Source organism: Mesorhizobium sp. WSM4830 (assembly GCF_055811495.1).
Genome location: NZ_JBVVQI010000010.1, coordinates 93,829 through 116,518 on the forward strand (window position 1 = coordinate 93,829; position 22,690 = coordinate 116,518).

Below are 22,690 nucleotides of genomic sequence, written 5' to 3' on the forward strand. Positions count from 1 at the left end.
CCGGTGGAATCGTCTCGCTTTGCTGTGTTCGGCCGACGGTCATTCGGCTATGATGACTGACAACCCGAATCGGATCGGAGCCGATGCGCCAGTATCTCGACCTTCTGCAGCATGTGCTGGAAAACGGCGCCGATCGCGGCGACCGTACCGGCACCGGAACGCGCTCGGTATTCGGCTATCAGATGCGCTTCGACCTGGCCCGCGGCTTTCCGGTCACCACCACCAAGAAGCTGCACCTGAAGTCGATCATCCACGAGCTTTTGTGGTTCCTGGCCGGCGACACCAACATCAAATATCTCAACGATCACGGCGTCTCGATCTGGGATGAATGGGCCGACGAGAACGGCGATCTCGGCCCGGTCTATGGCAAACAGTGGCGTTCGTGGCCGGACGGCCAGGGTGGTGCCATCGACCAGATTGCGAATCTTCTGAAGGAGATACGCAAAAATCCTAATTCGCGGCGGCTGATTGTTTCGGCGTGGAACCCGGCCGAGGTGGAGGCCATGGCGTTGCCGCCCTGCCATTGCCTGTTCCAGTTTTATGTTTCTGAAGGCAAGCTTTCCTGCCAGCTCTATCAGCGGTCGGGCGATATCTTTCTCGGTGTGCCGTTCAACATCGCTTCCTATGCGTTGTTGACGCTGATGGTGGCGCAGGTGACCGGATTGAAACCCGGCGATTTCATCCACACGCTCGGCGACGCACATCTTTACTCGAACCATTTCGAGCAGGCGCGCGAACAATTGCGGCGCACGCCCAAGGCGTTGCCGACGCTCTGGATAAATCCCGAGGTGAAGGATCTCTTTGCCTTCCGCTTCGAGGATTTCCGGCTCGAGAACTATTTCGCCGACGCGACGATCAAGGCGCCGATCGCGGTCTAGGACCTACCTGACTGTCCATATCGAAATTGCCTACTGCGGCTGCGCCCTCGTTTGCCCGTGCCGCGGGTACTGATTTCATGTGATATTTCCTTTGGCCTCGATACCGCTGTATCCAACGGAGGTTATCGCACGCCGAGAAACCTGAGCTCAGAATGCCGTCGCCGGTAAAGAGCCTTTCCTTGTTATGTTCACATGGATATATCGATGGACGGCTTCGGGCGTTCCGAGACGAGGAGAGTTTCATGCTGGCGCGCAAAGGTTCGACGACGATTGCCATCGCGGGTCTCACCGCCATGCTGATGGCCGCGGTGTCGGCTGCCCATGCCGATGACAAGGTGGTCGTGTTTGCTGCGGCGAGTCTGAAGGACGGGCTCGATGCCGTCAACAAGGCCTGCGAGGCCGATGTCGGCGAGGCGGCAACCATTTCCTATGCGGCGAGCTCGGCGCTGGCCAAGCAGATTGAAAGCGGCGCGCCGGCGGACGTGTTCATCTCGGCCGATCTCGACTGGATGAAATATCTTTCCGACAGGAAGTTGACCAAGCCCGAAACCGAAGTGAAACTGCTTGGCAACCAGATCGTGCTGATTGCGCCGCAGGATTCCAAGGTCGAGGCCAGGATTGAAAAGGGGTTCGATCTTGCCGGACTGGTCGGTGACGGCAAACTTGCCATGGGCGATGTCAAGGCGGTGCCGGCAGGCAAATACGGCAAGGCAGCCCTCGAATCGCTCGGCGTCTGGTCTTCCGTCGAAGGCAAGGTGGCGCAGGCCGAGAACGTGCGCGCCGCCCTAAAACTGGTGTCGACCGGCGAGGCAGCACTCGGCATCGTCTATGCCACGGATGCGCATGCGGAGCCCGGCGTGAAGGTGATCGGCGCTTTCCCCGACAATACACATCCGCCGATCATCTATCCGGTTGCCCAGCTTGCGGATTCGAAGGGCAAGCATACCCCGGCGTTCCTGAAATGCCTGCAATCCGCAAAGGCTGGCGAACTCTTCAAGGCGCAAGGTTTTACAATCCTCGCGCCGAGCAACTGAAGAACGGCCCTGAGCATGAGCTGGCTGCTGGATCTCGCTCCCAACGAATGGAATGCCGTCCGGCTATCCATCAAAGTGGCGACCGTGGCGATGATTGCCAGCCTGCCGCCGGGCGTAGCAATCGCCCTTGTGCTCGCCCGCGGCCAGTTCTGGGGCAAGACACTGCTCAACGGCCTGGTGCATCTGCCGCTGATCTTGCCGCCGGTGGTGACCGGCTATTTGCTGCTTTTGACTTTCGGCAAGCGCGGTCCGGCCGGCGCTTTCCTGGCCGAGCATTTCGGCATCGTTTTTTCCTTTCGCTGGACGGGCGCCGCGCTCGCCTGCGGTGTGATGGGCTTTCCGCTGATGGTGCGGGCGATCCGGCTGTCGATCGAAGCGGTCGACCGCAAAATCGAGGCGGCCGCCGGCACGCTCGGCGCCAATCCGCTATGGGTATTCGGCACGATCACGCTGCCGTTGATACTGCCCGGGCTGATCGCCGGTGCGATCCTCTCCTTCGCCAAGGCGATGGGCGAATTCGGCGCGACGATCACCTTCGTCTCCAACATCCCCAACGAGACGCAGACGCTGCCGTCGGCGATCTACACGTTCACGCAGGTTCCCGGCGGCGACGCCGGCGCGCTCAGGCTGACGCTGATCTCTATCGTCATCTCGATGGCTGCACTCGTGGCCTCGGAAGTGCTGGCGCGGCGCGTCGGCCGGCGGATGGACATCGAATGACGGTTCAGGTCGACATCAGCCACCGGCTTGGCGATTTCGTCGTCAATGCCCGCTTTGAGAGCGCCGGGCGGCTGACTGCGCTGTTCGGGCCTTCCGGCTCCGGAAAAACGACGCTGATCAATTTGATTGCCGGGCTGATCCGCCCCGACAAAGGCCGTATCGCGGCCGAGGGCCGCGTTCTAGTCGATAGCGATGCAGGCCTGTTCGTGCCGAAGCACAAGCGGCGGATCGGCATGGTGTTCCAGGATGCGCGGCTGTTTCCGCATATGAGCGTGGCGAGCAATCTGCGCTATGGCCGCTGGTTCACGCCGGCTGCCGAGCGCTATGCGGATATCAATAGCGTGGTCGAACTGCTCGGGATCGGCCATTTGCTCGACCGGCGGCCGGCAAAACTCTCCGGTGGCGAGAAGCAGCGCGTGGCAATCGGCCGGGCGCTGCTTGCCAGTCCGAAATTGCTGCTGATGGACGAGCCGCTGGCTTCGCTCGACGAGGCGCGCAAGGCCGAGATCTTGCCTTATATCGAGCGGCTGCGCGACGAGACGAAAATTCCGATCGTCTATGTCAGCCACTCGATCGCCGAAGTCGCGCGGCTGGCGAGCGACGTCGTGGTGCTGATGCAAGGCAAGGTCGCCGCTTCCGGTCCGACCGGAGCGATCATGCAGCGTCTGGATCTGTTGCCGGCCGAAGAGCGCGGCGAGGGCGGTGCCGTTCTGGATGCCGCGGTTCTGCGCCACGACGAGGCGTTTGGCATGACCGTGCTGGGCTCATTGGCGGGCGAGATCCGTGTGCCGCTTCTGGCAACGCCGGTCGGTGCGCCGGTGCGCGTCCGCATCCGTGCCCGCGACGTGATGATCGCCACCGAGCAGCCGGTCGGCCTCAGCGCGCTCAACATACTGCCGGGCACGATTGTGGCGATAGAACCGGGCGAAGGGCCTACGGTCGAGATTGGCCTCGACTGCAATGGCGCAACCGTGCTTGCCCGCATCACCGAACAATCGCGGCAGACGCTGGGGCTTCGGCCTGGTCGAACAGTCTTCGCGGTGGTCAAGACAGTGAGCTTCGACCGGGCGAATACCGGCGCCGGCTTGCCGGCCGAGGCGGATGGGTGAACGGCCGATGAGACGCTATATTGTTTTGGAATAGCGGTATCGCTGGAGAACTTGTAGAATAGCGTGACCGCGGAGGAGCAAATGCCGTCGCTGAGTTTGCGGATAAATCTCGACCCAGACGGCCGCATCGGGCCGGGCAAGATCGAGCTTCTGGAACAGATCGCCGCCTTCGGCTCGATTTCGGCCGCGGCGCGCGGCATGGAGATGTCTTATAAGCACGCTTGGGATCTGGTCGAAGACATGAACCGCGTGTTCGGTAAACCGCTGGTTGCGGCACAGACGGGCGGTAAGAAAGGCGGTGGCGCCCAGTTGACGTCGGTCGGCCTTGCTGTGGTCAGCCGCTTCCGCGCGATCGAGCGGGCTGCGTCTTCAGCAGCGGCGGCGCATATGGAGGCGCTGCAGGCCGAGATCGACGCTGCGTGAATTCGGCGGAATTCATGCCGCGCTCGATCTCTGCTACTCCTCAGGCTCGCCGGGCTTGCGCAGCAGATAGGTGTCCATGATCCAGCCTTTTTTCCGGCGGGCCTCCTCACGGGTGCTCACAATCTCGTCGCCGACGTCGCCAATCCGGCCCGAGATCACGATCTCGTCGGGCGTTCCGAGATAGGCGCCCCAGTGGACGGTAACGTCCTTGTCGTCCAGCGTATTGAAGGCGCATTTGCCGTCCAGCATGACGATGGTGCTGCCGGCGTTTTCGGGCAGACCTTCCTCGGCGAGCCGGCGGCCGGTGGTGATCAAAATAGCGTCGCCGATGCGGTTCAATGCCATTTTGTGGCTGGCTGCGAGTGCCTGGATGGCGGTGATGCCAGGGATGACCTCCAGCTCGAACGCGACATTGCCTCTGAGGTGCACGCGCTCGAGGATGCGCAGCGCGCTGTCGTAGAGCGACGGATCGCCCCAGATCAGGAAGGCGCCGCAGCCATCTTCGGGGAGTTCGTCGCGGATCAGGCCTTCGTAGATCGCGGCGATCGCCTCGTGCCAGTCGTCGACAGTCGAGCGGTAGGAAGGCGCCGGCTCGGCGCGCACCGGCACATCGAATTCAACGCGGCGCGAGTTTGGGTTAGTGACGAAGCGGTCGCAGATCTGGCGGCGCAATTCGGCGAGATCGTTCTTCTTGGCGCCCTTGTCGGGAATGAATAGCACGTCGGCCCGATTGAGGCCGTTAATGGCCTGGACCGTCATGTGCTCCGGATTGCCGGCGCCGATGCCAATGACAAGAAGCTTGCGCATGGGCGAACTCCTGCCCGATCGGGACCGGCGTGTCTAGACCGACATGACATGCCGGCAGGCGCTGGCGCGTTTGCCGAAAGGCTTTGAAAGGCCACATTGAACGGCTAGAGTCATGTTGGCATTTTCGCCGGGGGAGTTTCCATGTTCCGTTACGTCCTGACCGCAGCGTTGGCGCTCTCGGCTACGCCTGCGCTCGCCAATGATTCGGTTGCCGAACTCGGCACCGGTGGGCTGATCCTTTCGCGCAGCGATGCGGTGGCGATGGAAAGCGAGGATCTCTACATCTCGCCGGAAAAGGTGACGGTCGATTATGTCTTCCGCAACAACACCGACAAGGATGTCGATGCGATCGTCGCCTTTCCGATGCCCGACATCGAAGGCGACCCCGAAGAAATCCCGGCGATTCCGGAGGCACAGAGCGACAATTTCCTCGGCTTCGAAGTGACGATCGACGGGGTGCCGGCAAAGCCGCAGCTCGAGCAGAAAGTGTTCGCGCTCGGCATCGATATCGGCGCCGACCTGAAGGCGCAGGGCGTGCCGTTCTATCCGTTCGGCGACGCGGCCAAGGCAGCGCTGGCAAAGCTTCCGCAAGCGGTCACCGACGACTGGGTCAACCGCGGCATCATCATCGAGGACACTGCCGACGACGGTTCGGGCATGAAGACCGTCTACACGCCGTTCTGGCAATTGCGATCGACCTATTGGTGGCGCTCGACTTTTCCAGCCAACAAGGCGGTCCATGTCTCGCATCGCTACAAGCCGAGCGTCGGCGGCACCTCCTCGGTCAGCTTCTTCTATGATGGCCAGTTCCAGGGCCAGTATGCCGCCTACAAGACACGCTACTGCATGGACGATGCCTTCGAAAACGCCGTGCGCAAGGCAGCCAAGGACGATCCCGACGGCTACCCCAAATATTTCGAGAACCGCATCGCCTATATCCTGACCACGGGCGGCAACTGGGCGTCGGGAAACATCGGTACGTTCAAGCTGACCGTCGACAAGGGCGATCCGAAGAACCTGGTCTCGTTTTGCGGCGAAAACGTCAGGAAGGTCGGACCGACGACGTTCGAAATGAAGGCGCAGAACTTCTACCCCGAGCACGACATAGACATATTGCTGCTGGAGCCATCCGATGGCGGAAACGGCGGCTGATGGACCTCGCGATTTATGTCGCCATCGCCGAGAACGGCGTGATCGGGCGCGAGGGTGGGTTGCCGTGGCGGCTGTCCACCGATCTCAAGCGGTTCAAAGCCGATACGATGGGCAAACCCATCATCATGGGCCGCAAGACCTATGAAGGCATCGGCCGCCCATTGCCGGGCAGGCTCAACATCGTGGTGACGCGGGACAGGGCATGGCGCGCCGAGGGCGTCGAAGTCGCGCACTCGATCGAGGACGCAATCGCGCTGGCGACGGTGCGCGGGCGCTGCATGGCCGGCGCCGACGAGATCTGCGTCATCGGCGGCGGCGAGATCTATGCTCAGGCGCTGCCGCTGGCCGATCGGCTGCACGTGACCCATGTTCTGGCCGCGGTCGACGGCGACGCCCATTTCCCGCCGATCGACCCGGCGCTATGGCGGATCGTCCGCTCACAGGAGGTTGAGGCCGGTGAGAAGGACAGCCATGCGACACGCTATTCGGTTTACGAGCGTCGCCGCGACGTGAATTGAAGACGACAAAGCGTCGCGACAGGTCTAAATGGACCCAAAGGTGGACCGTGACGGCAGCCGATCGCGTTGAAAGCGTGCCGTTGCATCCCTATAGAAGAATAATATTGGATTTTGCGCCGGCGAGCCGGCGCTTGAGGGAATTCCAAGCGAAAGGACATTCATGCCCTGGAACGACAAGAGCGGCGGCGGCGGCCCATGGGGCGGCGGCAACAATCAGGGACCTTGGGGACAGGGACCCAAGGGACCCAGCGGCCCGCAGGGCTCGCCTCCCGATCTCGAGGATATCATCCGGCGTGGGCAGGACAGGTTGCGGCGCGCACTGCCGGGCGGCGGTGGCGCGAGCCCGGCCGTGTTCGGACTGATAGCTGCGGCGCTGGTGGTGCTATGGGCGTTCAAGGCGGTCTACACAGTGCAGCCCGACGAAGTTGCGGTCGAGCTCAGGTTCGGCCAGCCGAAGGCGGAGCTCTCGCAGCCTGGCCTGCATTTCCATTGGTGGCCCATCGAAACGGTCGAGACCGCCAACATTGCCGAGCAGCTTGTCAGTATCGGCGGCGGCAGTTCCAGCGGCAACGGCCTGATGCTTTCCGGCGACCAGAACATCGTCAATGTGCAGTTCTCTGTGGCCTATCAGGTCTCCGACCCTAAGGCCTATCTGTTCGACGTGTCCGACCCGGACGGCATGCTGCAGCAGGTCGCCGAAAGCGCGATGCGCGAAGCTGTCGGCCGGCGCCCGGCGCAGGACATTTTCCGCGACGACCGGCAAGGCATTGCGGCGTCGGTGCGTGAGATCATCCAGACGACGCTGGACGGCTACAAGGCCGGCCTCAATGTCAACGCCATTTCGATCGAGGACGCCGCGCCGCCGCGCGAGGTGGCGGACGCGTTCGACGAGGTGCAGCGCGCCGAGCAAGACGAGGACAAGTTCGTCGAGCAGGCCAATCAGTATTCCAATCAGAAGCTCGGCCAGGCGCGCGGTGCGGCCGCACAGATCCGCGAAGACGCGGCCGCCTACAAGAACCGGGTCGTGCAGGAGGCCGAAGGCGAGGCGCAGCGCTTCATCTCGGTTTATGACGAATATGCCAAGGCGCCGGAGGTGACGCGCAAGCGGCTCTACCTGGAAACGATGGAGAGGGTGCTGAAGGATTCGAGCAAGGTCATCGTCGAGCAAGGCAACGGGCAAGGGGTCGTTCCCTACCTGCCGCTGCCGGCATTGCAGCAGAAGGCGCCGGCACCGGCCACCGGAGGAAACCAGTGATGGCCAACCGTCTTCCCGTCATTGCGGTCATCGCCGCGGTCATCCTGTTCCTGCTCTATTCGTCGGTCTTCGTCGTCAATGCGCGCCAGCAGGCGCTGGTGCTCAGGTTCGGCGAAATCGTCGACGTCAAGAACCAGCCGGGCATCTATTTCAAGGCGCCATTCTCCTTCTTCGATGCCGACACCGTGCAGCTGATCGAAAACAGGGTCCTGCGCTTCGACCTCGACAACATCCGCGTCCAGGTTTCGGGCGGCAAGTTCTATGAGGTCGATGCCTTCATCGCCTATCGCATCTCGGATCCGCGTGTGTTCCGCGCCGCGGTCTCCGGCCAGATCGAACTGGCCGAGGCCCGGCTGAGGACGCGTCTCGACGCCGCCTTGCGCCGCGTCTACGGCCTGCGCGACTTCGAGGCGGCACTCTCGGAAGAGCGTGCCGTAATGATGCGCGAGGTGCGCGATCAGCTGAGGCCCGATGCCACCTCGCTTGGCCTGCAGATCGAGGATGTCCGCATCCGCCGCACCGATCTCACGGCCGAAGTCTCGCAGCAGACCTTCGACCGCATGAAGGCCGAACGTCTCGCCGAAGCCGAGCGGCTGAGGGCGCGAGGCAATGAGGCAGCGCAGCGGATCAGGGCTCGCGCCGACCGCGAAGTGGTCGAAATCGTCGCGGAAGCCCAGAAAGAGTCTGAAATCCTGCGCGGTGAAGGTGAAGCCCAGCGCAGCGCGACGTTTGCCGGGGCCTATCAGCGCGATCCGGCCTTCTTCGATTTCTATCGATCGATGAATGCCTATGGCACGGCGCTGAACAGCACCGGAACGACGATGGTGCTGTCGCCGAATTCCGAGTTCTTCCGCTTCTTTCGCGACCCGGACAGCAAGGAAACGCCTGCAGCCCCGGCAGCACCACCTGCCGCTCCCGCCGCACCGGCGGCGCAGCCAGGCACCGGCCAGTAGGGCCGGTGCAGGGATAGCCGGCGTAACGGAGGATTTATCCTCTGGCGGTAGCCGTAGCCGCAAACGTGCCTTATTTCTTGCCAACATGACGCGACGCGGCGTTTTTGCCGAAGCGCGTTTTTAGAACACCCGGAGGCCTTTCGATGACATCCACCACCCTTCTGCGTTCAGCGAGGCGGACGTTCATCGCCGGGGCCGCTGCGCTTCTGGTCGGCGCCGTTGCCGTTCCGTCGTTCGTGACGCCGACAGTGGCAGCCGACGGGCCGCCCTCGGTTGCCGATCTCGCCGCCGGCCTGCTCGGCGCGGTGGTCAATATCTCGACGTCGCAGACGGTGAAGGGCACTGAGGGGCCGGGCGCGGTGCCGATGCCGCAACTCCCGGAAGGCTCACCCTTCCAGGACTTCTTCGACGATTTCTTCAAGAACCGTGGCGGCGACAAGGGCGGCGGCGGTCAAAAGGTGCAGTCGCTAGGCTCCGGCTTTGTGGTCGACGCCGAGCAGGGCATCGTGGTGACTAACAACCACGTCATTGCCGATGCCGACGACATCGAGGTGAATTTCTCCGACGGGGTGACGCTCAAGGCGACGCTGGTCGGCACCGACACCAAGACCGACGTCGCGGTGCTGAAGGTCGATCCGAAAGGGCACAAGCTGACAGCGGTGAAGTTCGGCGATTCCAACACGATGCGTGTCGGCGACTGGGTGATGGCGATCGGCAATCCGTTCGGTCTCGGCGGCACGGTGACGGTCGGCATCGTCTCCGCGCGCAATCGCGACATCAATTCCGGCCCGTATGACGACTTCATCCAGACCGATGCCGCGATCAACCGCGGCAATTCCGGTGGACCGCTGTTCAACAGCAGCGGCGAGGTCATCGGCATCAACACGGCAATCATCTCGCCGTCAGGCGGCTCGATCGGCATCGGCTTCTCGATCCCATCGCAGCTTGCATCGGGCGTCGTCGACCAGCTTCGCCAGTTCGGCGAGACGCGGCGCGGCTGGCTCGGCGTGCGCATCCAGCCGGTGACCGACGACATTGCCGAGAGCCTGGGCATGGCGACCGCCAAGGGCGCGCTGGTTGCCGGCGTCATCAAGGGCGGGCCGGTCGACAACGGCACAATCCAGGCCGGCGACGTGATCATCAAGTTCGACGGCAAGGACATCCACGAAATGCGCGACCTGCCACGCGTCGTGGCGGAGAGCCCGGTCGGCAAGGCGGTCGACGTGATCATCGTACGCAAAGGGGTCGAGCAGACGGTCAAGGTGACGCTCGGCCGGCTCGAGGATGGCGAAAAGCTTGCCAGCGGCGGTGAAAATGGCAATACCGACCAGGACGATGCCGACAAGGCGCCTGCAGTTTCGACGGCTGCTGTGCTCGGCATGACGATCGGCGAGCTCAACGATGAGACGCGCACGAAGTTCGGCATCGCCGCCGACGTCTCCGGCGTCGTCGTGACCGACGTCTCAAAGGATTCGGCGGCGGCCGAACGCGGCATCCAGCCGGGCGAGGTGATCACCGAGATCGCGCAGGAATCGGTCGCGACGCCCAAGGACGTCATGGACCGGATCGGCGCGCTGAAGGAGCAAGGGCGCAAGAACGCGCTTTTGATGCTGGCGTCGAAGACCGGCGAGCTGAGGTTTGTGACGATCCGGATGGATTGAGTCCGGATGAGCCTGTAACACTCTGATCTTGAAAAGAAAAAGGGCGGCTAGCGGGCCGCCCTTTTTCTTGCCTGCCAGTCTGTGCGTGGCAGCCTGTAAAAGACATGTCGCCTGAGTGCGGTGTGGCTGTCCGGAACACCGGGATGGTCGAAGTCGGAGGCCGGGTCGGCGATCATGCCCAGGCGCTCCATGACGGCAGTGGACCGGCTGTTATCCTTGACGGCGAAGGACACGATTTCGTCGAGGCCAAGTCTTTCAAAGCCATAGGTGAGCCAGGCTTCGGCTGCTTCGGTGACATAGAAGCGGCCCCAGAATTCGGGTGCCAGCCGCCAGCCGATCTCGATTGTGCCGGGCGGCAGGAATGGCAAATGATCGGTGCGGGTTATGCCGACGAAGCCGATGCATTCACCTGTGGCTGCGATCTCAGCGGCCGCGAAGCCGAAGCCGTCGCGATCGATAGCCGCGCGCAACTCCTCCATCTTGGCGTCCGACTGGGCACGATCGCGCCGAAACGGAAAGAATTCCATGACGCGCTCGTCGGAATTGATGCGATGGAAGAGCTCGCGGTCACGATCTTCCCAGTTGCGCAGGATCAGGCGCTCGGTGCGGATCGGCGTCATTCGACAAATTCCTCCCGGCGATAACCCTGCAGATAAAGCAAGGCGGTGAGGTCGCCGTGGTCGATGCGGATCTTTGCCTCGGCTGCCACGGCCGGCTTGGCATGCAAGGCGACGCCGATGCCGGCAAGACGGATCATGTCGAGATCGTTGGCTCCATCGCCGACGGCAATGGCATCGGCAGGCGTCAGGCCGAGGCGGGCGGAAATCTCGATAAGGGCTTCGGCCTTGGCGGCGCGGCCGAGGATCGGTTCGGCGACCAAGCCGGTGAATCGGCGATCCTGCTCGATCAGGCGGTTGGCGCGATTTTCGTGAAAGCCGAGCAATGCTGCGATGCGGGTGGTGAAGATGTCGAAGCCACCGGAGATCAGCGCCGTCCAGGCGCCATTGGCCGCCATTGTCTGGACGAGCGTGCGGCCGCCGGAGGCAAGCGTCAGGCGATTATCTATGATGCGGTCGATGATTGCGGCATCGAGACCCTCGAGCAGGGCCACGCGCTCGCGCAAGGCCGGCTCGAATGCGATCTCGCCGTTCATCGATCGCGCGGTGATGGCGGCGACACGATCCTTGACGCCGATCTCGTCGGCAAGCTCGTCGATGCATTCCTGGTCGATCATCGTCGAATCCATGTCGGCGATCAGGATCTTCTTGCGCCTGTTCTCAGCCGGCTGGACGGCCACGTCGATCGGTTCGGAAGCAAACGCGGCATGCAGGCGCGCCGTTATTTCGGATGCGTCGGCGGTCTCCGGCAAGTCGAGCTCGCAGGCGATGCCTTCGGCCAGCCAGCGAACAGCGCTTGCGCCGACCGACCGCGAGGCCATATTCGCTAGCGTCGGCGTCAATGCGCGGCTGGCGGGATGGGATAGAAGCGTGGCGATCAGCGGCATCGAAAATTCCAGCGGACAGGCGGGCGAAGGCCGCGTGAAGAACGCGATCCTGATAGCCGGGCCGACCGCCAGCGGCAAGTCGGCGCTCGCACTCGACCTCGCCGAGCGCAATGGCGGTGTCATCGTCAACACCGATTCCATGCAAGGCTATTCGGTGCTCGACGTGCTGACGGCGCGGCCTGGTCCTGCCGAACTCGCCCGCGTTCCCCACTTTCTTTATGGACACGTCGATCCGTCCACCGCGTATTCCACCGGCGCCTGGTTGCGTGATGTCACGAAACTGATCGACGACGGCACGCTCTCGGAGCGGCCAGTGATTTTCGTCGGCGGTACCGGGCTTTATTTCCGGGCGCTCACGGAAGGTATCTCGGAGATGCCCGACATTCCGAAATCGATCCGCGATCGCTGGCGCTACGAGCTCCAGGAACAGGGTGCAGTGAGATTGCACCGCATCCTGTTGCGCGAGGATTCTGCGGCCGGCATGATGCTGAAGCCGACGGATGGCCAGCGCATCGTGCGGGCACTGGAGGTGCTCGACGCGTCGGGCCGTTCCATCCTGGACTGGCAGGCCGCGCGTGGCCGGCCGTTGATCGACAGGAGCAGCGCGCGCTTTTTCGTCATCGAGCCGGAGCGAGCGGCGCTGTTAGAGCGGATCGATGCCCGCTTCGACCGTATGCTGGACAAGGGGGCACTGGACGAGGTCAAACAGCTTTCAGCGCTCGGCCTCGATCCCGACCTGCCGGCGATGAAAGCAATCGGTGTTCGCGAGCTTCAGGCCGCGCTGGCCGGCGCCTTCAGTTTTCCCGAGGCCATCGAGCGCGCGAAAATCGCGACGCGGCAATATGCCAAACGGCAGGCGACCTGGTTCAGACACCAATTGGGCCCGGAATGGCAGAGATTGCGTCCTGGTGAGGGCATCGACTCGATGCTCTCACCCCCTCCTTCGAGCGCAACCTGAAAAGTTGACACCGAGGGAACATTTCGCGTTGAAGTTGTCCAGGTTAACTGTCCGTAAGTTCCCGCGTGCCATAAGATCGATGGGAACTTTCCAACGGGGAGCAGATGCGTTTCCACAAGGCGGAATCAGCCTTTTTCGTCTTTATTTTTGTGATCCTGGCCGCCGGCCTGGTGACGCTTTACGCCTATGGGCTCCTGCAAACCCTGGCCGCCGACATTAGCAATACGCCTTCGGAACTCGATGAAATCATCTATCTCAACAAGCTGCTGTTTGCGACCGGCGTGCTGCTGGCGACTGCGCTGTTCTTCGGCATTTTCTTCATCTACCCGTTGATCCGAAAGCAGGCGACGGAAGAAGGCAAGCTGCGCGCCATGACCGTTTCGCTCAGCGCGCGTTCGGAGACGCTGGAGCATGCGGCGCTCACCGACAGCCTCACCGGCATGCAGAACCGGCGCTACTTCGACGATGCGCTGAAGGAATATCTCGAAGAGTTCCGTCGCATCGAAAAACCAGTAGGGCTGATGATCCTCGACCTTGACCATTTCAAGCAGGTCAACGACAGCCACGGCCACGATGTCGGCGACGAGGTGTTGCGGGCCGTCGCCAACTGTCTCAAGGACATGACACGCTATCACGACGTGGTGGCGCGCCTGGGCGGCGAGGAGTTCGCGGTGGTCACGCCCAATATGGACGCCGAGCTGCTGTCCAAATTTGCCGAGCGCATCCGCAAGGCGATCGCCAACATGTCGGTGCTGACAGGCAATGTCCGACTGAAAATTACCACTAGCGTCGGGCTTGCCGTCTGGGATCGCAAGGAGACCGCCGAGGAGTTCTATCGCCGCGCCGACCGCCAGCTCTATGAGGCGAAGAGGCAAGGTCGCAACCGCGTCTGTGCCTGAAATTCCGTCATTGAATTCGTGATGCTGGCCGTCTGGTATCGTTTTCTGCGTTTCCGATGCACGCAGACCGACGTCATCCAGTCAAGCTGAGATGCTGCCTTTGCGGAGCTTGCCGGAAATAGAGGTGTTGCCGTGACCAAATCCGACCTCTCCGATCTTTACCGGGACTACATTGCATGCCTGAACAAGCAGGATTGGCCAAATCTGTGGCGGTTTGTTCATGATGAAGTGACCCACAACGGTCGCAAGCTCGGATTGTCCGGCTATCTCGAAATGTTGGTGAGAGACTTCGACGAAATTCCGGACCTTTACTTCGACATTCAGCTATTGGTTGCCGATCCGCCTTATATAGCGAGCCGGCTAAGCTTCGACTGCGCGCCAAGGGGAACGTTCCTTGGGCTCGATGTAAGCGGGAAGAGAATTTCGTTTGCCGAGAACGTATTCTATGAGTTTCAGAGAGGGAAAATTCGCCAGGTGTGGTCAGTTATAGACAAGACAGCCATCGAAGCTCAGCTGTGATATCTGCGGGCGCTGCCTAAAAGTCGCTCGGCTCAATCACTCTGGGGGACGCAGCCCGAAGGTCGCCGGCTTGAGGCCGTAGCGCAAGTCGAAATCGTCGTTCCGCTGGGTGCGTGCGGCCGACGGCTTGCGATAGTCCGAATCGCCGGCCTGGCGGCCCGGATCGACGACTTCCGCGAAAGGCATTGCCTGCTGTGATTTAGGCACGTTGCGCAGCCGTTCGACGATCGCCACGAGGTCGACCTCGTCGCCGGTTTCGGACGGCAAGGCGTCCGCGCGCTTGGCCGTGCCGGGGATCAAATCCTCGGAGAGCTTTTCGAACTTCATCCGCATCGTCGTCGCCACGCCTTCCCCGAAGGCGATGGCCTCGCGCTGGCCCATGGAAGACAGGAACGCCAGCGTCGAAGCCGAGGAGTCGGCGATCGCCGAGCGGATGATCGCCTGGTCCTGCTCGTTGGCGAGCCGCATGGCAAAGAACGTCGAGCACTGCGACAGGATGGTCGGGTCGAGTTCGCCCGGGCGCTGGGTGACGACGCCGAGATAACAGCCATATTTGCGGCCTTCCTTGGCGATGCGCGACAGCGCGTGCCGCGTCGGTGCGAAACCGAGACGCAGATCGGCCGGCATGTAGCGATGCGCTTCCTCGCACAGGAAGAGCAGCCGCAGGCGGCCTTCGCTCCACAACGCCAGGTCGAAGGCCAGCCGCGCCAGCACCGAGCAAACGGAATTGACAACCTCGGAAGGCATGCCGGCCATTTCGAAGCAGGTCACCGGGCGGCCATGATGCGGCACGCGGAAAATGTTGCCGATCGTCTCGTGGATGGTGTCTTCGATCAGGCGCGAGTTGAACATGAAACGGTAGCGCGGATCGGATGCCGCCAATTCGATACGTGTCTTCAGTGACCTGAGGGTCGGGCGATCGTTCTTGCTTTCCAGCAATCCCATGCGCTCGTCGACCAGCTTGATGAGGTCGGCAATGCGATAGGGCACCGGAGCGTCGGCGGTCAGCGCATCGGTGCTGCGCCGAAGAAAGTTGCCGGAGTTAGGATTGCGGTAGAGGTTCTTGGCCGCGGGAATAAGATCGCGCAAGGCGTCGACCTCTTCCGGGATCGTCTCGCGGCCGCGAAACAGCACTTCGGCAAATTCTTCGAGCTTGAACATCCAGAAGGGCAGGTCGAGCGTCGTCGAATCGACCCTGACGCAATATTCGGGCAACGACGCGGCGAACTCGTTGTGTGGATCGAGGATGAGCACGCGCAGGTCGGGCCGGGCGGCGATCGACTTGCGCAAGAGCAGCGAGACGGCGGTCGATTTGCCGACCCCAGTGGTGCCGACAATGGCGAAATGCCGCGCCAGCGTATCGTCGATGGCGATATTGGCGTCGATGGCCTCGTCCTGCGACAACGTGCCGATGGTGATCGAATGACGACCGGCGAGATCGTAGACGGCCTGCAGATCGCGGCTGCGGATACGATGGGCAATGGCGCCGATATGCGGATAGGTCGTGATGCCACGGTCGAAGACCGGCTTCGCGCCGGGTTCGGCACCGTCGCGCACCTCGCCGATCAATTCGATGCTGACCTCGATCGGATTCTGGCCCTCGCTGCTCCAGGCACGATCCGACTTGCCGATTTCGTAGACCAGGCCGACGGTTCGTGATGTGCCGAGATTGATCGAGATCATCTTGCCGACGCTCCACAGACCGGTGACCGTGCCTTCGATATCGTCGGCATAGGCGCTGATGGTGGCGCGCGCCCCGTCGCATTGCACGACATTGCCCAGAATCCGCTTGTCGTTCTGCTCCGCCCTGCGGCGCTCCAGCAAAGTCGATTCTCCAATGGAGGCTTCGCGTTCAACGAGCATGGACAGGCCGGTCCCCTTTTCCCGAGTGATGAGCCTAGGCGAACGGGGTTAAGGTGGGATGAGGCCGGATGGTTTAGCGGACATTAAGGAGTTTACGAAAACTGGACGAAACGGTCGTTGCTTCGTCGAAAAATCTTCGATATATCGGACTAATGGATGATATAGCGAACGACATATCCTCGACCATCGGCAGAAGAATACATGCCGAAAGGGTGGTTCGCAGCTGGTCCCTGGCTGAATTGGCGGAGCGGTCCGATGTCTCGAAAGCCATGCTGAGCACGATAGAGCGCGGCATGACGAGCCCGACGGCGGCACTCCTCGTGCGCATTGCGGCCGCCTTCGGCATGACGCTCTCCACTTTGATAGCAAGGGCGGAATTGCAAGGCGGCGGCCTGCTTCGCGAACGTGATCAGCCGGTCTGGAGCGATCCGGCTACCGGTTATGTGCGGCGGCACCTTTCGCCGGTTTCGGACATGCCGCTCGAACTGATCCGAGTCCAACTGCCGGTGGGCGCCAAGGTAAGTTTCCCGGCGGCGTCCTATGCCTTCATCAGGCAACAGATCTGGCTGATCTCCGGGCGGCTGGAATTCACCGAGGGCGACATCGTTCACAGCCTCGAACCCGGCGACTGCCTGGCGCTCGGCGCGCCATCCGATTGCGTCTTTCACGCTCCGGGCCCGGACGCCGCCGACTATCTGGTTGCGTTGGCCAGGAGCTGAGGTGAAGGCGCGCCGTCCGAAACGCTCCGACAATGGCGGTCCGCCGCTCGACGACTATAACGGTCCGCCCTGGGGCAAGGGCGATCCCTATGTCTTTCTTGCCTGGCGGACCGCCCATGCCCAGGCATGGAAAGTGCCGAGCCGCGAGATCATGCTGATGCGGCTGGACAAGGCCGAGCGGCTGGGCCTGACCTATGAGGAATACACGCTCGAACTGCTGGAACGCGGGCGACATCTGCAAGAGGAAGACGCTGATCGCATCGCGGAAATCCGCCGGGCCAGGAAGCGGAAGCGATCCAGTCATTTCGACTGACGGGCGGCGCAGGGAAACCACATGAGTTCGATCGAAATCAGGCCACTCACCAGTACTCACGGAACGCAAAAAATGCTGGTCGATCTGCTGATCGGAACAGTCGCCGCCGGCGGCTCGGTCAGCTTCATGCATCTGCTGGCGCCGGAGATGGCCGCGGCCTTCTGGAACAAGTCGCTTCAAGCGGCCGCCAGAGGCGAAAGGGCGGTGCTTGGAGCCTGGAACGGCGAGGCGCTGGTCGGCACAGTCACCTTGCTGCTCGACTGCCCTCCCAACCAGCCGCACCGGGCCGAGATCGCCAAGCTGATGACCCGCCTCGATTACCGCGGCAAGGGCATAGCAACCCGCCTGATGGAGGCGGCGGAAGTCGTTGCCATGGAGAAAGGCCGTACCCTGTTGGTCCTCGACACGGCAAAAGAAGAGGGGGCTTCCGGCCTCTATGAAAAGCTCGGCTTCACGCTGGCCGGCGAAATACCGGATTATGCGCTGAAGCCGCATGGCGGGCTCACAGCTACCCTCATCTATTGGAAACGCATCGGCCGGACACGGTGATGGCGACGACGATGCACCTTTGCAACACCCGTCAAACTATGGAGGGCGTGGAAAGAATAGCTCTTGCGTCAAATTGGCGGCGAGCTTAGAGAAGCCGCCCATTCTGATCCGTCGTCCTGAAAGGAGACCTGTCAATGACCCGGCGATCCAGATCGACACATTCCGTGCCGACGCTGGAATTGCGTGCGGCTGACAGAGTTCCAATCGGGAAGAACGGCCATGGCAAAGTCCATGATCCAGCGCAGGCAGGATGCCGAGCGCGAACGCATTGAAGCATATGCCGTAACGCTGCGGCGGGTTTTTCCCGTCCCGCGTCCCGCTCCGGATTTCGAGCGGGCGCTCGACGAGGCACGTCGCCGGTTTGCCGGCATGGCGATCCGCGACGGCGCGCTGTGGCGTCCAAAGCTGAAGACGCGCGACCCCGCGCGGCTGCGGCTGGCCGCGGCGCGTCATCTCTATGCGCGCTACCCCGTTACAGCCGCGCTCGAGGGTATCTGGCTGGACAGCTCGGGGTTGAATGCCGAAGAGATTGCGCTTCGCAAGGCTTGGTATATCGCGGTGGCGCGTGGTGACTCTCTCTACAAGGCGGGCGCCTGTGCGTGGCTGTCTCGCAAGGAGGTGCATTGCTTCTTGAACTTGCCCGGCGATTTCACGTTCGACGAGGCGTTTTGGGTGGCGATCGCCCGGTCCTACACGGATGATTCCGGGTTGGCGGCCCGACTTGCCAAGTCGAAAATCGCGCGCACGCCACGTAACGATCTGGCCTTCTGGCGCGAGGTGACACGGTTCTTCTGCGGGCAGCCCGCGTCGAAGGAGGAGATCGACGATCTATGCGACTATATCGGCGCCGTGCACCAGCGCGATGCGGCGTACAGCCTGAAGGGTCGCACGCTCGCCTCGCTGCGTCGGCAGATGCTGGAATGGCATCGAGACATTGCCGCGATCGAACGCATCGAGGCAATGCGCCGCCGCGCTGCCGGGCGGGCCACGCGTACTGCCGGGACGCAGTCGCAGGGTCGCGCCTGGGACGGCTCGCGCCTCGACGACTGGGACTGGCAGCCGTCGACCAAGGAGGCAAAGGCGCATGGCGAGCGTTTCTTCGTCCGTCAGTTGAAGACAGCCGAGGATCTGGTCGCCGAGAGCCGGGCGATGCATCATTGCGTCTCGATATACGCGGCCAAATGCATCGCCGGCAATGCCTCGATCTGGGTGCTGCGGCGCTCGGCGCTCGGCAAGATCGAGCGGTTGCTGACGATCGAACTCGACCCGCAAAACCGTGCGGTGCAGGTGCGCGGTTTCGGCAATCGTCTCGCCTCGCTCGAGGAACGCAAGATCATCGAGCGCTGGGCCAAGGCGAGGGGGGTGGTGCTCTGCGCCTGAAACGGAAGACCCGCGCGGCGGAAAGGCCGCGCGGTTGCACAATGGGCGGATGTCCCGAGTCAGGCCAAGTGCACATTCGCCGTTGACAGCGGCGTCAAACCAATTCTATTGTCCGCCACCATGAAAAAGGCACTCATTCTCGTAGGAAAGCGCGTGGGCAAGGCGGTGTAACCGCCGGGCGATGACCTCCCATGCGCAAGACACAGGCTCCCTCGGGGGCCTTTTTTATTGCCCGAAATACGACTAAACGACCAGCAATCGCCCGACGGCGAACAGTATGGGACCAGACCGATGAGCAGTGGACAGAATGAGCGGCGCGAAATGCCAAGAACCGAAATGCCAAGAGCCGAAATGACTGGCGCCGAAATGGTGGTGCAGGCGCTGAAGGACAATGGCGTCAAGCATGTTTTCGGCTATCCGGGCGGCGCGGTTCTGCCAATCTACGATGAAATCTTCCAGCAGGACGAGGTCGAGCACATCCTCGTCCGTCACGAGCAGGGCGCGGGCCACGCGGCGGAAGGCTACGCGCGCTCGACCGGCAAGGCCGGCGTCATGCTGGTGACCTCCGGGCCGGGTGCGACAAATGCGGTGACGCCATTGCAGGACGCGCTGATGGACTCGATCCCGCTGGTCTGCCTGACCGGCCAGGTGCCGACTTCGCTGATCGGCTCGGACGCGTTCCAGGAGTGCGACACGGTCGGCATCACGCGACCCTGCACCAAGCACAACTGGCTGGTGAAAGACGTCAACGAGCTCGCGGCAACGATCCACGAGGCCTTCCATGTGGCAACGACGGGCCGCCCTGGTCCGGTCGTCGTCGACATCCCGAAGGACGTTCAGTTCGCCAGGGGTATCTATGTCCCGCCGCAGACGGCGCCGCGCACCAGCTACCAACCGAAGGTCCAGGGCGATCTGGAAAAGATCAAGGTGGCGGTCGAGCTGATGGCCGGCGCCAGGAAGCCGATCATCTATTCGGGCGGCGGCGTCATCAATTCCGGCCCGGAGGCGAGCCATCTGCTGCGCGAGCTGGTCGACCTCACCGGCTTTCCCATCACCTCGACGCTGATGGGCCTCGGCGCCTATCCGGCGTCAGGCAAGAACTGGATGGGCATGCTGGGCATGCACGGCACGTATGAAGCGAACATGGCGATGCACGATTGCGACGTCATGCTCTGCATCGGCGCGCGCTTCGACGACCGCATCACCGGGCGGCTGACGGCGTTTTCGCCGAATTCGAAGAAGATCCACATCGACATCGACCCGTCGTCGATCAACAAGAACGTCCACACCGACGTGCCGATCATCGGCGATGTCGGTCGCGTCTTGGAAGATCTGGTGCGGCTGTGGCGGGCAACCGCCAAGGCCGACAAGAAAGCGCTTCACCCGTGGTGGGAGCAGATTGCCAAATGGCGCGCCCGGGATTCGCTCGCCTACAAGATGAACCACGAGGTGATCATGCCGCAATATGCCGTCCAGCGGCTCTATGCGCTGACCAAAGACCTCGACACCTACATCACCACCGAGGTCGGCCAGCATCAGATGTGGGCGGCACAGCACTATCACTTCGAGAAGCCGAACCGCTGGATGACCTCTGGCGGACTGGGCACGATGGGCTACGGCCTGCCGGCCGCGCTCGGCGTGCAGATCGCGCACCCGGATGCGCTGGTCATCGATATCGCCGGCGACGCTTCGGTGCAGATGACGATGCAGGAGATGAGCGCGGCGGTGCAGCACGAGGCGCCGATCAAGATATTCATCCTCAACAACCAGTATATGGGCATGGTGCGGCAGTGGCAGCAGCTGCTGCACGGCAACCGGCTGTCGCACTCCTACACCGAGGCGATGCCGGATTTCGTCAAGCTCGCCGAAGCCTATGGCGGCCACGGCATTCGCTGCGACAAGCCGGACGAGCTCGATGACGCCATCAAGGAGATGATCGCGGTCAAGAAGCCCGTCCTGTTCGACTGCCGCGTGGCGACGCTCGCCAACTGCTTCCCGATGATCCCGTCGGGCAAGGCGCATAACGAGATGCTGTTGCCTGACGAGGCGACCGACGAGGCTGTGGCCAACGCGATCGACGCCAAGGGCAGGGAACTGGTGTAGCCTGGTTCAAGGAAGCTGTGCGAAAACAGCGGATTAGCGCAAAAGTTTGAAACCGAGATTCATGTCATGAACGCACAGTTGCAACCGACCGGCTCCGCCTATTTCATCGCCAAGGAGACGGAAAAACCAGAGAACCACACGCTTTCGGTCCTCGTCGACAACGAGCCGGGCGTGCTTGCCCGGGTCATCGGCCTGTTTTCCGGACGTGGCTACAACATCGAGAGCCTGACGGTCTCGGAAACCGAGCACGAAAAGCACCTGTCGCGCATCACCATCGTGACGCGCGGCACGCCGCACGTGCTGGAGCAGATCAAGCACCAGCTCGAGCGTATCGTGCCGGTGCACCGCGTCGTCGATCTCACCGTGCGGTCGCAGGAATTCGGACAGGAGCGGCCACTGGAGCGGGAACTCGCGCTGGTCAAGGTCGCCGGCACCGGCGAAGCCCGCGTCGAGGCGCTCCGGCTCGCCGATGCATTCCGCGCCAGCGTCATCGATGCCAACACCGAGCATTTCATCTTCGAGATCACCGGCAAGGGCTCCAAGCTCGATCAGTTCATCGCCATCATGAAACCGCTCGGGCTGGTCGAAATCTGCCGTACCGGGGTGGCGGCGATGAACCGCGGCCCGCAAGGGATGTGATCGTCCGGCTTTGGCTCTGCCCGTCGCTTTTGCCATCGATCGCATTGCCGGCCGCGCCCGGGATGGCTTTTGAGGATCCGCAGTAAGGGACAACGATGCTGGCGTGATTGGGGGAACACCATGACATTCGACGCATTCTTCGCCCTGCTGGTCTATGCCTTCGTGACCTCGATCACACCGGGCCCGAACAACTTCATGCTTCTGGCATCGGGCGTGAATTTCGGCTTGGTCAAGACCGTGCCACACATGCTCGGCATCGGCTTCGGCTTCCTCGTGCTGTTGCTTGCGGTAGGCTTCGGGCTTGGCGCCGTGTTGACGACCTTTCCGGTGCTGCATACCGGGTTGAAGATCGCCGGCGGCCTCTACCTGCTTTATCTCGCCTGGAAGATCGCGGTGTCGCGCTCGCTCGGCGGCGAAGGCGAGGCGAAGGGCCAGCCGATGCGCTTCATCGAGGCGGCGGCTTTCCAGTGGGTCAATCCCAAGGCTTGGGTGATGGCGATTACAGCCATGGCCGTCTATACCAATCCGGAACGCCCGTTTGTGTCCGTGGTGCTGATCGCGGCCGCGTTCGCCGTCGTCATGCTGCCGAGCATTTCGACCTGGGCCGGTTTCGGCATGGCGCTGCGCGGTTTTCTGGCAGATGCGGTGCGGCTCAAATGGTTCAACATCGCCATGGGCGTGATGCTGGCGGCGACGCTGTGGCCGATGCTGCGTTAGCTGCCGTTCTATTGTGC

The 22,690-nt window shown here is 62.4% G+C and carries 24 protein-coding genes; 20 read left to right on the forward strand and 4 right to left on the reverse strand.

Annotated features, from left to right (window positions below; all coding sequences use genetic code 11):
* Nucleotides 1-83 precede the first annotated feature (83 nt).
* The 5 genes from AC0L2Y_RS15180 to AC0L2Y_RS15200 all read left to right on the forward strand — a co-directional run bounded on the left by AC0L2Y_RS15180 (nucleotide 84) and on the right by AC0L2Y_RS15200 (nucleotide 4,164).
* Nucleotides 84-878, forward strand: coding sequence for a thymidylate synthase (locus AC0L2Y_RS15180; RefSeq protein WP_473557354.1), 795 nt, complete (start codon nucleotides 84-86; stop codon nucleotides 876-878).
* Between the two features lie 242 nt (nucleotides 879-1,120).
* Nucleotides 1,121-1,912: a molybdate ABC transporter substrate-binding protein gene (gene modA, locus AC0L2Y_RS15185; protein WP_473557356.1), complete on the forward strand. Its 792-nt coding sequence runs from the start codon at nucleotides 1,121-1,123 to the stop codon at nucleotides 1,910-1,912.
* 15 nt (nucleotides 1,913-1,927) lie between these two features.
* Nucleotides 1,928-2,632, forward strand: a complete 705-nt coding sequence (gene modB / locus AC0L2Y_RS15190) for a molybdate ABC transporter permease subunit (RefSeq protein WP_473557358.1) — start codon at nucleotides 1,928-1,930, stop codon at nucleotides 2,630-2,632.
* Nucleotides 2,629-3,741, forward strand: coding sequence for a molybdenum ABC transporter ATP-binding protein (gene modC / locus AC0L2Y_RS15195; RefSeq protein WP_473557361.1), 1,113 nt, complete (start codon nucleotides 2,629-2,631; stop codon nucleotides 3,739-3,741). The genes modB and modC overlap by 4 nt, the downstream gene beginning before the upstream one ends.
* Before the next feature lie 81 nt (nucleotides 3,742-3,822).
* Nucleotides 3,823-4,164, forward strand: a complete 342-nt coding sequence (locus tag AC0L2Y_RS15200) for a winged helix-turn-helix domain-containing protein (RefSeq protein ID WP_023676697.1) — start codon at nucleotides 3,823-3,825, stop codon at nucleotides 4,162-4,164.
* 33 nt (nucleotides 4,165-4,197) lie between these two features.
* Here AC0L2Y_RS15200 and cobF read toward each other — a convergent pair whose 3' ends face one another.
* Nucleotides 4,198-4,971 carry a precorrin-6A synthase (deacetylating) gene (cobF, locus tag AC0L2Y_RS15205; RefSeq protein WP_473557363.1) on the reverse strand — a complete coding sequence of 258 codons (774 nt, stop codon included), beginning with the start codon at nucleotides 4,969-4,971 and terminating at the stop codon, nucleotides 4,198-4,200.
* 141 nt (nucleotides 4,972-5,112) lie between these two features.
* Between cobF and AC0L2Y_RS15210 the strand changes: the two genes are divergently transcribed.
* The 5 genes from AC0L2Y_RS15210 to AC0L2Y_RS15230 all read left to right on the forward strand — a co-directional run bounded on the left by AC0L2Y_RS15210 (nucleotide 5,113) and on the right by AC0L2Y_RS15230 (nucleotide 10,510).
* Nucleotides 5,113-6,123, forward strand: a complete 1,011-nt coding sequence (locus AC0L2Y_RS15210) for a DUF4424 domain-containing protein (RefSeq protein WP_473557365.1) — start codon at nucleotides 5,113-5,115, stop codon at nucleotides 6,121-6,123.
* The gene (locus AC0L2Y_RS15215) at nucleotides 6,123-6,641 is read left to right on the forward strand and encodes a dihydrofolate reductase (protein ID WP_352490307.1); all 519 of its coding nucleotides are present in this window, start codon (nucleotides 6,123-6,125) and stop codon (nucleotides 6,639-6,641) included. Before AC0L2Y_RS15210 ends, AC0L2Y_RS15215 begins: the two co-directional genes overlap by 1 nt.
* Nucleotides 6,642-6,801: 160 nt before the next feature.
* Entirely contained in the window at nucleotides 6,802-7,896 is a 1,095-nt protein-coding gene (gene hflK, locus AC0L2Y_RS15220) for an FtsH protease activity modulator HflK (protein WP_352490306.1), read from the forward strand.
* Nucleotides 7,896-8,849, forward strand: a complete 954-nt coding sequence (gene hflC / locus AC0L2Y_RS15225) for a protease modulator HflC (RefSeq protein WP_352490305.1) — start codon at nucleotides 7,896-7,898, stop codon at nucleotides 8,847-8,849. Before hflK ends, hflC begins: the two co-directional genes overlap by 1 nt.
* Nucleotides 8,850-8,992: 143 nt before the next feature.
* Entirely contained in the window at nucleotides 8,993-10,510 is a 1,518-nt protein-coding gene (locus tag AC0L2Y_RS15230) for a DegQ family serine endoprotease (protein WP_352490304.1), read from the forward strand.
* A gap of 47 nt (nucleotides 10,511-10,557) precedes the next feature.
* Here AC0L2Y_RS15230 and AC0L2Y_RS15235 read toward each other — a convergent pair whose 3' ends face one another.
* Entirely contained in the window at nucleotides 10,558-11,130 is a 573-nt protein-coding gene (locus AC0L2Y_RS15235; protein ID WP_473557368.1) for a GNAT family N-acetyltransferase, read from the reverse strand.
* Complete coding sequence (gene serB / locus AC0L2Y_RS15240; protein ID WP_473557371.1) at nucleotides 11,127-12,014, reverse strand: phosphoserine phosphatase SerB; 888 nt, start codon at nucleotides 12,012-12,014, stop codon at nucleotides 11,127-11,129. The genes AC0L2Y_RS15235 and serB overlap by 4 nt, the downstream gene beginning before the upstream one ends.
* Between serB and miaA the strand changes: the two genes are divergently transcribed.
* The 3 genes from miaA (at nucleotide 12,004) to AC0L2Y_RS15255 (ending at nucleotide 14,390) form a co-directional block, all read left to right on the forward strand.
* Nucleotides 12,004-12,972 (forward strand): tRNA (adenosine(37)-N6)-dimethylallyltransferase MiaA, encoded by a 969-nt coding sequence (gene miaA, locus AC0L2Y_RS15245; RefSeq protein ID WP_473557528.1) that lies wholly within the window; start codon nucleotides 12,004-12,006, stop codon nucleotides 12,970-12,972. The genes serB and miaA overlap by 11 nt on opposite strands.
* A gap of 104 nt (nucleotides 12,973-13,076) precedes the next feature.
* Nucleotides 13,077-13,871, forward strand: a complete 795-nt coding sequence (locus AC0L2Y_RS15250; RefSeq protein WP_254818928.1) for a GGDEF domain-containing protein — start codon at nucleotides 13,077-13,079, stop codon at nucleotides 13,869-13,871.
* 132 nt (nucleotides 13,872-14,003) lie between these two features.
* The gene (locus tag AC0L2Y_RS15255; RefSeq protein WP_473557373.1) at nucleotides 14,004-14,390 is read left to right on the forward strand and encodes an ester cyclase; all 387 of its coding nucleotides are present in this window, start codon (nucleotides 14,004-14,006) and stop codon (nucleotides 14,388-14,390) included.
* Between the two features lie 36 nt (nucleotides 14,391-14,426).
* On the opposite strand, the gene AC0L2Y_RS15260 is transcribed toward AC0L2Y_RS15255, so the two are convergent.
* Nucleotides 14,427-16,253, reverse strand: coding sequence for an ATP-binding protein (locus tag AC0L2Y_RS15260; RefSeq protein WP_473557376.1), 1,827 nt, complete (start codon nucleotides 16,251-16,253; stop codon nucleotides 14,427-14,429).
* A gap of 152 nt (nucleotides 16,254-16,405) precedes the next feature.
* On the opposite strand from AC0L2Y_RS15260, the gene AC0L2Y_RS15265 reads away from it, so the two are divergent.
* The 7 genes from AC0L2Y_RS15265 (at nucleotide 16,406) to AC0L2Y_RS15295 (ending at nucleotide 22,673) form a co-directional block, all read left to right on the forward strand.
* Nucleotides 16,406-16,972, forward strand: a complete 567-nt coding sequence (locus AC0L2Y_RS15265; protein WP_473557378.1) for a helix-turn-helix domain-containing protein — start codon at nucleotides 16,406-16,408, stop codon at nucleotides 16,970-16,972.
* A gap of 1 nt (nucleotide 16,973) precedes the next feature.
* Entirely contained in the window at nucleotides 16,974-17,285 is a 312-nt protein-coding gene (locus tag AC0L2Y_RS15270; RefSeq protein WP_473557379.1) for a hypothetical protein, read from the forward strand.
* Between the two features lie 21 nt (nucleotides 17,286-17,306).
* Entirely contained in the window at nucleotides 17,307-17,834 is a 528-nt protein-coding gene (locus AC0L2Y_RS15275; RefSeq protein ID WP_473557382.1) for a GNAT family N-acetyltransferase, read from the forward strand.
* Nucleotides 17,835-18,053: 219 nt separating this feature from the next.
* A complete protein-coding gene (locus AC0L2Y_RS15280; protein ID WP_473557384.1) occupies nucleotides 18,054-19,214 on the forward strand; it encodes a PcfJ domain-containing protein in 1,161 nt (386 codons plus the stop codon).
* 351 nt (nucleotides 19,215-19,565) lie between these two features.
* Nucleotides 19,566-21,317 (forward strand): acetolactate synthase 3 large subunit, encoded by a 1,752-nt coding sequence (locus tag AC0L2Y_RS15285; protein ID WP_473557385.1) that lies wholly within the window; start codon nucleotides 19,566-19,568, stop codon nucleotides 21,315-21,317.
* 66 nt (nucleotides 21,318-21,383) lie between these two features.
* On the forward strand, nucleotides 21,384-21,956 hold the full coding sequence (ilvN, locus tag AC0L2Y_RS15290) for an acetolactate synthase small subunit (RefSeq protein WP_023676680.1): 573 nt from the start codon (nucleotides 21,384-21,386) through the stop codon (nucleotides 21,954-21,956).
* Nucleotides 21,957-22,076: 120 nt separating this feature from the next.
* A complete protein-coding gene (locus AC0L2Y_RS15295; RefSeq protein ID WP_473557387.1) occupies nucleotides 22,077-22,673 on the forward strand; it encodes a LysE family translocator in 597 nt (198 codons plus the stop codon).
* The last annotated feature ends 17 nt before the right edge of the window (nucleotides 22,674-22,690 follow it).